The organism is uncultured Fibrobacter sp., from assembly GCF_947305105.1.
GTDB lineage: Bacteria > Fibrobacterota > Fibrobacteria > Fibrobacterales > Fibrobacteraceae > Fibrobacter.
On record NZ_CAMZCS010000054.1, the window covers coordinates 1 to 11,885 of the forward strand.

10 protein-coding genes are annotated in these 11,885 nt (G+C 54.4%); 4 read left to right on the forward strand and 6 right to left on the reverse strand.

All coding sequences use genetic code 11. The features are described from left to right. Nucleotides 1-108: 108 nt before the first annotated feature. Entirely contained in the window at nt 109-732 is a 624-nt protein-coding gene (locus Q0Y46_RS14375) for a hypothetical protein (RefSeq protein WP_295680836.1), read from the reverse strand. 437 nt (nt 733-1,169) lie between these two features. Between Q0Y46_RS14375 and metG the strand changes: the two genes are divergently transcribed. The 3 genes from metG to Q0Y46_RS14390 all read left to right on the forward strand — a co-directional run bounded on the left by metG (nt 1,170) and on the right by Q0Y46_RS14390 (nt 4,229). After that, complete coding sequence (gene metG / locus Q0Y46_RS14380; RefSeq protein WP_297948426.1) at nt 1,170-3,242, forward strand: methionine--tRNA ligase; 2,073 nt, start codon at nt 1,170-1,172, stop codon at nt 3,240-3,242. 77 nt (nt 3,243-3,319) lie between these two features. Beyond that, nucleotides 3,320-3,514 carry a hypothetical protein gene (locus tag Q0Y46_RS14385; RefSeq protein WP_295680842.1) on the forward strand — a complete coding sequence of 65 codons (195 nt, stop codon included), beginning with the start codon at nt 3,320-3,322 and terminating at the stop codon, nt 3,512-3,514. 10 nt (nt 3,515-3,524) lie between these two features. Continuing rightward, nucleotides 3,525-4,229, forward strand: coding sequence for a MauE/DoxX family redox-associated membrane protein (locus Q0Y46_RS14390; protein ID WP_295680845.1), 705 nt, complete (start codon nt 3,525-3,527; stop codon nt 4,227-4,229). Between the two features lie 119 nt (nt 4,230-4,348). On the opposite strand, the gene prfB is transcribed toward Q0Y46_RS14390, so the two are convergent. From prfB to Q0Y46_RS14415, 5 genes are all read right to left on the reverse strand, one after another. Next, nucleotides 4,349-5,453, reverse strand: a protein-coding gene (gene prfB, locus Q0Y46_RS14395; protein WP_290961773.1) for a peptide chain release factor 2 whose coding sequence is annotated in 2 segments (ribosomal slippage) — nt 4,349-5,383 and nt 5,385-5,453 — 1,104 coding nt in all. Because the reading frame shifts where the segments join, the coding sequence is not laid out codon by codon here. A 44-nt stretch (nt 5,454-5,497) separates the two neighbouring features. Beyond that, nucleotides 5,498-6,502 (reverse strand): peptidylprolyl isomerase, encoded by a 1,005-nt coding sequence (locus tag Q0Y46_RS14400; RefSeq protein WP_297948430.1) that lies wholly within the window; start codon nt 6,500-6,502, stop codon nt 5,498-5,500. A gap of 500 nt (nt 6,503-7,002) precedes the next feature. Continuing rightward, entirely contained in the window at nt 7,003-9,528 is a 2,526-nt protein-coding gene (locus Q0Y46_RS14405; RefSeq protein ID WP_297948433.1) for a glycosyl transferase, read from the reverse strand. Nucleotides 9,529-9,671: 143 nt separating this feature from the next. Then, the gene (locus Q0Y46_RS14410; RefSeq protein WP_297948436.1) at nt 9,672-10,277 is read right to left on the reverse strand and encodes a PadR family transcriptional regulator; all 606 of its coding nucleotides are present in this window, start codon (nt 10,275-10,277) and stop codon (nt 9,672-9,674) included. A gap of 142 nt (nt 10,278-10,419) precedes the next feature. Further along, nucleotides 10,420-11,181 carry a Nif3-like dinuclear metal center hexameric protein gene (locus Q0Y46_RS14415; protein WP_295684062.1) on the reverse strand — a complete coding sequence of 254 codons (762 nt, stop codon included), beginning with the start codon at nt 11,179-11,181 and terminating at the stop codon, nt 10,420-10,422. A 202-nt stretch (nt 11,182-11,383) separates the two neighbouring features. Here Q0Y46_RS14415 and Q0Y46_RS14420 point away from each other — a divergent pair. Next, nucleotides 11,384-11,885 (forward strand): S-adenosylmethionine synthetase N-terminal domain-containing protein (locus tag Q0Y46_RS14420; protein ID WP_297948441.1); only part of this gene is annotated, 502 nt, incomplete at its 3' end.

Consider the following 11,885-nt stretch of genomic DNA (forward strand, 5'->3'; position numbering starts at 1 on the left):
CAGAAGGCTTTTACGGAACTACCGGCGTAGCCGGTAGTTTTCTTTATACAAAAAACCCAGCCCTAAAGGGCTGGGTTAATTTCGCTTGGGTTTTCCCGAATTCGCCGATTAAGCTTCTTCGTCGGAAAGTTCCGGAGCCTTCTTGATCACGTTGCGGCGGCCATAGCGCACCTTCGTCGGATCAAATGTGGTTTCCACGGCTTCGACCTGAGTTTCCGCAGGAGCGGCAACAGGGGCGACCTCGGCAACAGGAGCGGCCGGAGTTTCGACCGGGATACGCGGAGCAAGCGGACGACGTTCCGTCTGGACTTCGGCGGCAGCGGGAGCCTGAGCCTGGGCCTCGACAGCAGGAGCGGCCTGTTCTGCCTGAGCCACAGGAGCAGCTTCACGACGCGGACGGCCTTCACGGCGGTCACGGCGCGGGCCACGTTCCTGACGTTGTTCGTTACGGTCACGACCAGACTGGGCCTGGTTGTTCTGACCGCGATTTTCGCGATTGTCCTTATTAGGACGGTCCTTGCCACCACGATTTTCCCTGTTGTTGCGTTCACCGCGCTGGGCCATTTCTTGGGAGCTGATAGGACGGCGAGAAGCCGGCTTCAGGTTCATGTCCGGGGTGAGCTTCTTGAAAATCGGAGTACGAAGCATCGTGAGAAGCTTGTTAACCTTGGCAAGGATAACAATGCAAAGCACCACTACGACGAGCGTGCATGCGAGTGTGATTATTTCCATCTGGGCACCTCATAAAGTAAGGGTTGACCACACAGGCAGGCTGGAAAATAACCTGCAAGCGGGGTGACTGTATGTGTGTTGTTATTGGGGGCCATCTTACTAGCGCCTCCTGGGAGACTTGACGGCCATAGGGGGATGCTCCCGTAGGAGCGGGTGGGGTGATTCACGCCTTGGCAATGAATCGAACAGTCACGGGGGCAAATTTAGAATATTTATGAAAAAAAAGGTGGACAGATGTGCAAAAAAAAGCAAAAAATGGGCCTCTAAACCGCCACTCGGAGTTAAATGATAAATAAATTTTACATTTGTAAGTTGTACTAAAAAATTATTTTGTTTATATTAAGGAATGTGATGTAAGCCCCGAAACAGGGCCAAGAATTTATCTTCCAAATAAAAATCCAGGAATCTTTTCCTGGATTTTTTTTAAATTTGGCCATATGAAGAATTTTTACGTCACAACGCCTATTTACTATGTTAACGACGCCCCGCATATCGGGCACTCCTACACCACCGTCCTCGCGGACATCCTTACCCGCTTCCACAAGATTATCGGCTACCAGACCTTCTTTTTGACCGGCACGGATGAACACGGCCAGAAGGTACAGCGCGCCGCCGCCAAACGCGAAGTCTCCCCGCAGGAGCACGTGGACGAATACTACCACCGTTTCGAGGACCTGTGGAAAAAGATGGATATCGAAAACGACTTCTTTATCCGTACCACGATGCCGCAGCACAAGGCCTACGTGCAGGAATGCCTCCAGAAACTCTGGGACAAGGGCGAAATTTATTCCAAGGAATACGAAGGCTGGTACTCCGTGGGCGAGGAACGCTTCTTCGGCGAAGACGAACTCGACGAGAACAAGTGCGACCCCATCAGCCACCGCCCGGTGGAATGGCTCAAGGAAAAGAACTACTTCTTCAAGATGGGTTCTTACCAGCAGAAGTTGATTGACTTTTTGGAAAGCCACAAGGACTGGATTGTGCCGGACTACCGCTGGAACGAAATCCGCGGGTTCCTGCGCCAGCCGCTGAACGACCTCTGCATCAGCCGTCCGAAGGCGCGCCTCAGCTGGGGAATCCCGCTGCCGTTCGACGAAGATTACGTGACCTACGTGTGGTTCGACGCCCTGCTCAATTACGTGAGCGCCTCAACCGCTTTCCACAAGACTTACAAGGACGGCACGCCAATTTGGCCCGCCACCTACCACCTCATCGGCAAGGACATTTTGACGACGCACAGCGTTTACTGGCCGACGATGCTCATGGCTCTTGACATCCCGCTCCCGCAGCACATCCTCGCCCACGGCTGGTGGCTCGTGAACGGCGGCGACAAGATGAGCAAGTCCGCAGGTAACGTGGTGAACCCGATGGATTACATGGAAAAGTACGGTGTGGATGCATTCCGCTACTTCCTCGCCTCGGCGATGGTCGTTGGCCAGGACGCGAACTTCACGCACGAAGGTTTTGTCCGCCGCATCAACAGCGACCTTGCAAACGACCTCGGCAACGTGCTGAACCGCGTACACCGCCTGGTCCTCAACAACTTCGAAGGCAAGCTCCCCGCTATTGCCGCCCCGCTGGATGACGCCGCAAACGAAGTCATCACGATTGCCAAGCGCGTCATTACGAACGTCATGGAATGGGTGCCGCAAGTCAAGCTCTCGCAGGTCATCGACGAAATCATGACGCTTGTGCGCAGCGTGAACCGCTACCTCGAAGTCAAGGCCCCGTGGAAACTCGCGAAGGACCCCGCCATGAAGGACGAACTCGCGACCGTGCTCTTCGTCTCCGCCGAAGCCGTACGCCTCTCGCTGTGCCTGCTCTGGCCGGTCATCCCGACCAAGTCCAAGGAAGGTCTCGCCATGCTCGGCAGCAAGTTCACCGACCAGAACGACCTTGTCTGGGGTATCCTGAAGGGTGGCGAAGTGTTCGGCGAAGGCAAGCCGCTCTTCCCGCGCATCGAAGAAGAAGTGAAGCAACAGCCGCAGCAACAAAAGCCCAAGCAGAACAAGCCCCTGACAGCCGCCGACGTGCCCGCCGCCATGGACATGCGCGTGGCCCAGATCAAGGAAGTGGCCGACCATCCGGACGCCACGAGCCTCTACGTGCTCAAGGTCGATGCCGGCGAAGGCGAACTCCGCACCATCTGCAGCGGCCTCAAGAACAGCTACAAGGCCGAAGAACTCCAGGACCGCAAAATTCTCTTGTTCGCAAACCTCAAGCCGAGCGCACTGCGCGGCATCATGAGCCAGGGCATGCTCTTTGCGGGCGACCTCGACGCCGAAGCACACACCTGCAAGCTCGTGAGCGTCCCCGACGATGCGAAGCCCGGTGACCGCGCCCTGTTCAAGGGTGTAGCCCCGAGCGAACCGCGTGAGCTCAAAGTGAAGGACTTCGAGAAGATTGCGCTTTCCGTCAAGGGCGGTGCGGTGTTCTGCGATGCCCTCGCCCTCGAAGTGAACGGCAAGCCCGTGACCTGCGACGTGGCCGACGGCAACGGAGTCCACTAATAACTCATAACGTAAAAATCATTTTGATTTAACAGGACCTGCCTTGGCGGGCCCTGTTTTTTTGTATATTGAACAACATGAAAGAACTCGTTCAAAAATTTTATAAATACACTCTCGATTATCTTAAATCATTGAACTGGATTATACTCCTTGGCATCGCAGCCTTCTGCATCGTTCTCGCCATCATCAACAACGTCCGCGTAAGCGACGACAAGTCTGTCGACTGGATCGGCACGCAAGACGTGATGGAAAAACCGGCGGATATTCTGTAGGGGGCGAACAATGATTGAATGCTTTGAAAAACAGAACCTCAAGCGCTCCATCATCGCGGGCGTGATTCTCCTCGTTGCAAGTTTCTTTGTCGCCGTGGGCGTCGCCGAAATCAGCTTCCCTGAAACCTTCCTCACGTTTACCGACCAAGACTGGCTCATCAACATTTGGCCCAAGGCCTACCGCTACAACATCCACGTGGGTGTCGGCGCATGCGCCCTCTGCGGTCTCCTCATCATTCCCGCATTCAAGCTGCAAAAGGATTTCACCATCCGTGCGCTCGAGACGCTCTGCCGTATCGGCATCGGCGGCATGTTCATCTTCGCCTCGATTTTCAAAATCCAGGACCCGCACCAGTTCGCAACGCTGGTGGCGCAGTACCAGTTCTTCTCGGCGCTGCACCTCGACTTTGTGAATAACTTCTTCGCACTGGTGTACCCGCAGTTCGAACTGTGGTTCGGCCTCGCCATGATCTTTACTCCGTTCGTGAAGGAATCGGCGTTCGCCATCTTCTGGATGTTCGTGAGTTTTATCATCGCACTCGCCTGGGCGCTCTGGAACGACCTCGGCATCACCTGCGGCTGCTTCGAACTCGAAGGCGCACAGGACAAGGCCGAAGCATGGACGAGCCTCATCCGCGACCTCATCCTTATCTGGCCCACGTTCTGGCTCACGATGCGCAAGAACAAGAGCCTTATCGGAGTCTGGCGCAAGTAGCGGTGAGCTTTGAGCTGTGAGCTATGAGCGGCGAGTTTTAGTTTGGCGCCAAAGGCGCGACAATCTCATGCAAAAATCCCCGGCAAAAACCGGGGATTTTTTTAGATGAAAGAGCGGTCTTACTTCTGCGCTTCGCTGGTGCTTAGCAAATACGCATTGATGAACGGCTTGATTTTGCCGTCGAGCACGCCCGCGGTGTCAGACGTTTCCACGCCGGTACGCAAGTCCTTCACCATCTGGTAGGGCTGCAACACGTAGCTACGGATCTGGCTCCCCCACTCAACCTTCTTCTTCTCGGCCATGCGGGCATCGCGCTTCGCCTCTTCTTCGAGGCGGTAGTGCTCAGCCACCATCGTCTTGAGCATCTTGTAACAAGTCTCGCGGTTCTGGATCTGGCTGCGTTCCGTCTGGCAGCTCGCCATGATACCCGTGGGCAAGTGCGTCATGCGCACGGCGGAGTCCGTCTTGTTGATGTACTGGCCACCGGCACCGCTACTGCGGTAAGTGTCCACGCGAACCTCGGACATGTCCAAATCGAATTCCACGTCCTCGTGCTCGGGATAAAGATAGACGGCGGTAAAGCTAGTGTGGCGGCGGGCGTTTGCGTCGAAGGGACTGATGCGCACCAGGCGGTGCACCCCGATTTCAGAACGGAGCAACCCGTAGGCGTTCTCGCAAGTCACCTCAATCGTCGCGCTCTTGAGGCCGGCGTCCTCGGCTTCCTGAAAGTCCACTACCTTGAAGTCCATGTTCTCGCGTTCAAAGAAGTGCGTGTACATGCGGAACAGCATCAGTGCCCAGTCCTGTGATTCCGTACCGCCCGCACCCGGGTGGATAGACATGAGGCAAGCACAGGCGTCGTCCGGCCCGTTCAGCATCTTCTTGAATTCCATTTCCTCGACACGCGCCTTCAATGCGGCAATGTCAGATTCGATGGAGGCAGTGAGGTCGGCAGATTCCTCGTCCTTGGACATCTCGTACAATTCGGCGAGATCGTCGCACGACTGCGAAACCTCCTTCCAAGATTCGAGGAGGCCACGCAGGTTGCCGATTTTTTTCATCATGGACTGCGCCTTTTCCTGGTCATTCCACAGGTCCGGGTCGCTAGAATCCTTTTCGAGGACGTAAAGCTCTTCTTGCTTCGCCTCTAAGTCAAAGATACCCCCAGAGCTTATCTATGCGGCTGCGCAGTTCGATAAGCCCGGTGTGTGTAGTTTGAAACATTGTCGTTCCTCAAAGGGCGCCTTGCCAGGCGCCCAATCTCAATACTAATTGGCTCCAATGGCCTCAGGCGGCTGGTACTTCTTGTCGATGTACTGCACCTTGTAGATTTTTCCAAGACCATCGAGGTAAGCCTTGAGCTTCATCTGGCGTTCCTGCTCGGCCTGCACGCGGAGGATGTAGTCAATCTGGAACTTGTAGCTCTCGTACTTGCCATCGTTACGTTCAGTGAGCATGAAGATGGAAACGCCGTCCTTCTCGGTCATGACATCGGTCATTTCGCCAACCTTGATCTTGGCAACAGCCTTGGCAAAGGCGTCACCCTTGTTCTTGGCCACAAACTTGTTCATCACACCGCCGGTCTTCTTGGCATCCTTGTCGTCGCTGTAAACAGCGGCAAGCTGGGCGAACGTAGCCTTCTTGGAACGCACCTGGGCGGCAAGACCCTTCAGCATGTCCTTGGCATCGCTGATTTCCTGGGCAGACTTACCCTTGGTGTTGATGAAGATGCGAGCACCGCTGATAGTATCGTTTATAGGAACTTTGCCCTTATTGAGTTCCCAGTAGGCTTCACGCTGCTTTTCGGTCGGATCCTTCGGGTACGGGACATTCTTCTCGAGGAGGATTTCGCTCTTGAGCTGGTCCTCGATCTTGACGCGGAACTGTTCCGGAGTCGTGTGGGACTTCTTCAGTTCCTTCTGGAAGACTTCTTCGCTGCCGAACTGGGCCTTGAAGAGCTTGGAAACGCTGTCCACCTTGGCGGCAGAAACCTTGATACCCTGCTTCTTGCATTCGAGCTTGACCAGTTCCTGGCCCACAAGATTGTCAATCACAGCATAGCGGAGCTGCGTCATCATTTCTTCGCTGAGTTTTTTGCCAGGAGCCTGCTGCTGACCGAGCATCTGAGCCAAGCTGTCGATTTTTCCGGCAGAAATACCCACTTTTTCGACGCGAATCACGTCCATGCTCTTGCTATTGAGAAGCTGTGCAGAAGCAACCCCCGCAGCCAAGGCCACGGCTAACACACTACGAGAAATAAAATTAATAGACATTATCTATCCTTTTTAAAAAATTTCCGGCTTAAATATAGAAAAAAGGCACGAGAAACGACCAAGCTATTTCCCGGTTAACCAATGAAACAGAGCGTTAAAGAGAGCAGAAAACCCATGTTGCCTTCTTAAAGGTCTCTTTCTATATCATCCGGTTCAACAAAAAGGCCAATCAACAGGGATATATAGAAGCCAAACCTATAGCCATTATTCCCAGCACAATTTCAAACAAGTTAATTTCAAAATCATTTGATATAGACAAAAATCCGCCCCGTGAGAGGCGGACCTTAAAGGTTTCGAGAAGATCCCCGCCTTCGCGGGGATGACATCTTCTTTTGAGAAACGCAGAGAGCCTAGCGAAAGCAAAAAATCCGCTTCAATAGAAGCGGACCTAAAAATTCGAATTTGAATTAGAACCGAGTGAGACTAGGCGCGAGCCCCCGTAGCGTACTCACGTACGTGAGGGGGCGAGCAACGCCGTATCACGACGGTTATAATTCAAATTATCCGAGGGTTACTACCACTTTATGGATTCCCTTTGTGAAGATTGGGGCCACATCCGCGTCAATCTTCTGCCCATCGACGATCATCTCGGCGACACCCTTGCACACGTGCTTCGGGTTCTTCACTTCGATTTCGTAGGTAGCACCACGGAACTTGCGGGTCACCTTGAAGCCGTCCCACTTGGAGGGGATGCAGGGATTCACGATGAGGCCCTTGAAGCTGGCGCGCACGCCGATGATGAACTGCGTAGCAGCCTGGTAGGTCCAGGAACTGGTGCCGGAGAGCCATGCGTTACGGCCCATACCGAACTGCTTGTGTTCGTCACCGAGGATGTTCTGCGGGTAGCAATACGGTTCAGATTCGAACTCGTCGAGCTTGGTGTTCTTGGCAGCCGGGTTAATTTGGCTGTAATACTGGAAAGCCTTGTCGCCACGGCCGAGGATGGTTTCGGCGATCATCACCCACGGGTTGGTGTGGAGGAAGATACCGCCGTTTTCCTTGGCTCCGGGAGGATAGGTGGAGATGCCACCCACGTTCGGGTCGAAGCCGCGGTAGCCCGGAGTGGAGCTCTTCACGCCGTTGGCGGTGTTGAGGAGCTTGTTCAGGCTGTCCATGCCCATCACGGCGCGTTCGCCGCTGGCGATGCCGGAAATCACGGACCAGGACTGGCTATTGCAGTAAATCTTGCCGTACTTGGCCTTGCTGGTGCCGTAGGCGTTGCCCTGCTTGTCGAACCAGCGGACCCACCACTTGCCGTCCCAAGCGCTGTCGTTGAACGCCTTCTTGACGTCTTCGTACCAGCCCTTGTACATTTCGACAGAAGCGGTATCGCCGAGGGCTTCGCAGATGTCCATCATTTCAAGGAGTGCCTTCGCATAGAGGCCCGTGTTGAAGGAGGATTCTGCACCGAGCGGCAGGTTCATGCAGTCGTTCCAGTCGGCAAAGCCGAGGAGCGGGAGGTTGTGCTTACCGAGGTGAGTACGAGTAAAGTTGAGAGAGCGCTTGAGGTGTTCGAGCACCGTGCCCTTTTCACGCTGGGCGCGCTTCTTGCCGGCTTCGTAGAACGGAATCTCTTCGTTGAGGAGGTCCATCTTGCCGGTTTCCTTGAGGTAGTTGGCCACAGTGAGGACAATCCACAGATGGTCGTCGCCGTACCAGTCGGCGTAAGCCGGGTTGCCGTTTTCATCGAGCACGCCCTTCTTTTCGCGAGAGTCACCGGCGTTCGCTTCGTTGCCGTTGTCTTCTTCGAGGGCGAGCGGAGCGTACTGGTGCATGGCGTTACCTTCCGGACGCTGCACGGAGAGGAGGTTCTTGGCGAGCTGGAGAGCTTCTTCCGGCATGTGGCTCATCACGCCCATCAAGTCCTGGCTGGAGTCACGGTAACCGATACCGCGGCTGGTGCCGTAGCCCAGCTGGTAAAGGGACAGGTAGCGGCTCCAGTTCTTGGTGGTGTGGCACTGGCGCGGGTTGTGGACGTTCACCATGGAGTTGAACGCGGCATCCGGAGTTTCCACCTGAATCGTGGCGAGGTACTTCTGCCAGAAGGCGGCGAGTTCGTCGAAAGCCTTGTCGACGTTCTTCAAGTCGCGGTACTTCTTGATAGCCTTGGCAGCGACCTTGAGGCTCTGTTCCTGACCGAGCTGGGTGCAGGTGCGGAAGGTCTTGCCGGCAGCAATCTTGCCACCATGAATCATGAGAGCGGCAATGTTGTCGCCACGGTCGCATTCGCTATTGGAAAGTTCCTTGTTGGCGAGGCTGAGCGGAGCGGCCCAGGAGCCCATTTCGTTCATACCGAGGAACACGCGGCGGTCACCGTCGAAGCTACCGACCTTGCAGTTGGCGGTCACGTAGTTCACGGCGAAATCGCGCTTCATGTAAGCATACTGTTCGAGCACAACGTGGCCGTCCTTTTCCCAGTGGCCCTTGAGGGTCATGGTCTGCGGCACCCAGTCGGCGTTCGTGAGCTGCTTTTCGGCTTCGAAGTGGCTGAATTCATAAACCGGGATAATGTCCACTTCCTTGGCGGCACCACCGAGGTTCGTGACCTGGATGTCCTGGAGGAGAGTGTTGGAGCCGGTCGGAACAAAAATCGTCACCTGCGTGCGGAGGCCTTCGCATTCGGCAATCCAACGCATGTAAGACAGACCCACGTGGCATTCCCACTTCTTCATCTTGGTGAGAGTCGGGACCACGAACGGAGAGAACACAGTGTAACCCTTGGCGTTCTTCACACGAATATAAATCGTGCTGGCCTTGAAGTCAGAGCAAGGCATCTGGGCGATGTACTTGGTGATACGGTTCAGGGCCGGGTCACCCTTGCAAACCAGGGTACCGCCGGTGGTATCCACAATACCGCCAAAGTTCAAAGTACCGACATAGTTGCACCACTTGATCGGGGTTGCCGGGGTGGTGAGCACGTATTCTTTCTTGGCATCGTCAAAGTAGCCGTACTTGGCGGCAGCCTTAGCTGCAACCTTCTTGGGGGCGACTTTCTTGGGAGCCTTCTTGATCTGTTTTGTAGCCATTGTATCTCCGTGAGAGGGGGTTGTTAATTTTAACGCGGTAAATATAGAAAATCAATTGATAATTGATAATGGATGATGGATAATGAGTAAAGGATAATCATCAATCATCAATTATCAATTATCAATCATCAATTATCAATCATTCAGTCTTTCTTCTGATTAAAATTCTCGAAGTCGCGGTTGCCGAAGTTGATATAGAAGTAACCGTCGAGTTTCTTGTTGCGGATGGGGTCGCGCAAAATGCCGATGGCGGCACGCACGTACTTGAGTTCCACAAGGATGTGGTCGCGGCTCATGCAGTTGAGGAACGGGCCTTCCGGGTAGAGCGTGGGGCGCGGTTCTTCGGCAATCATTTTTTCCAGGTTCTCGATTTCCTGCACCAGGCGACGTTCGTGGGCCTCGAGAGTGCGGATGAGTTCCTTGTTCTCGGCACCATACAAGAAGGCAAAGCCGAGCGTACGCGGATCATCGTTGAAACCAGTCAAGTGTTTTAAAACTTCTTTGCGGAGGACTTCCTTGCCCTTGTCCGTGATGTTGAAAACCATGCGTTCGGGCCTGTTGCCGTCGCGTTCCGCATGCCCGACAATGCAGCCGTTCTTTTCCAGCGTAATCAGGCGGTTGTAGATGGTAGATGTGCTGATTTTAGCCCAGCGGTCCAGCTCACGAACGCGGACCTCGGTAATGATATCGTATCCGCTCCGTTCGTGTTCAAGAATGAGCCCCAAAAGGACAAGGTCGTATCTATTCATAAAATCCTTCTATTCCATACACATATATTCCATGTTGGAATATATTTTGAATATACACCATTTTTTGAAAATGGGCATAAAAAACTAAAAAAAAGTTTTTTTTCGTGAAATTTCGCACTACCCGGCGGGCAAAAGTCCTCTTTTAGACCGGGTTATCGATGTCGACGAACTTGGCGGGAATCCCGAGCTCCTTCTGGATTTTTTCGGCCAAGGCGCGGACGCCGAAAACCTCGGTGCGGTGGTGCCCCGCCGAGACCAGGTTGAAGCCCATTTCCTCGCACAGGATGGGGACGGATTCCTTGATATCGCCGGTGATAAAGGCGTCGCAGCCGAGCTTCACGGCCTCTTCGATGCCGCTCGCCCCGCTGCCGCTACAGATGCCGACCCTGCGAATGGAGTCTGAACCATACATCAGGGCATTCTGGACCCCATGCTCGAAGGCTCGGTTTGCAATTGCGACGAATTCCTCGCGGGTCACCGGGGAATCAAACTCCCCTATCCAGCCGACGGGCTTCTCGCCCTCGACCATGAACCCTTCGACCACCTTGAGGCCGAGCGCCTTCGCGATAAGCGCGTTGTTGCCGAACTCCGGCTGGCCGTCGAGCGGCAGGTGGTAGCCGTACAGAGAAATGCCATGCTGCATCAGGCGGCGCATGCGCTCCCCGAACTTCCCGACGAGGACGCGGTTCTCGTTAACCCAGAAGCCGTTCGGATGGTGGACAAAGATGCAGTCGGCACCGTCTTCAATGGCCGCATCAATCAGGCGGTCACGGAAAGAAACACCCGTCACGACACGAGTTACCTTGTCGGAAGCCTCCACACTGAGGCCATTGTTGCAGTAGTCCTTGAAGGCCTGCGGTTCGAGCAGGCCGTTCAGCCAGGCGGAAAATTCGGAAATATTCATATACACTATTGCCAATCAAAGGTTGTTCCTATACAATATAGACTTTTTAACAAAAAAATCTCAAAGCGTGTCTTTTTGGAGTTGTCAAAGTCTATGCGTTTTTGTAGATTTATGCATAGAAAACATAAACCCGTTTTTTCGGCACTTGGGAATGCTCAAAAATGCGACATTCTTTTCGGTGCCGAAAACACAAGGAGCCATAATGGCACATTATCTCTTTACCTCTGAATCCGTGTCCAAGGGCCATCCGGACAAGGTGGCCGACCAAATTTCCGATTCCATCCTCGACGCCTGCCTCGCGCAGGACCCCAAAAGCCGCGTCGCCTGCGAAACGCTCGTGAATACCGGCCTCGTCGTGATTTCCGGCGAAATCACCACCAAGGCCGTTGTCGACTTCCAGGAAGTCGCCCGCAACACCATCAAGAATATCGGTTACGTGAACCCGGACCTCCAGTTTGACTACAAGGGATGCGCCGTGCTCGTCGCCATGGACAAGCAGTCTCCGGATATCGCCCAGGGCGTTGACGCCAAGGCTGCCGAAGGCAAGGAAGACGACAAGCAGGGTGCCGGCGACCAGGGTATGATGTTCGGTTACGCCGTGAACGAGACCAAGGAACTGATGCCGCTCCCGATCAGCCTCGCCCACAAACTCATGGAAGAAATCCAGAACCTCCGCGAAAAGGGCAAGATCAAGTGGCTCCGCC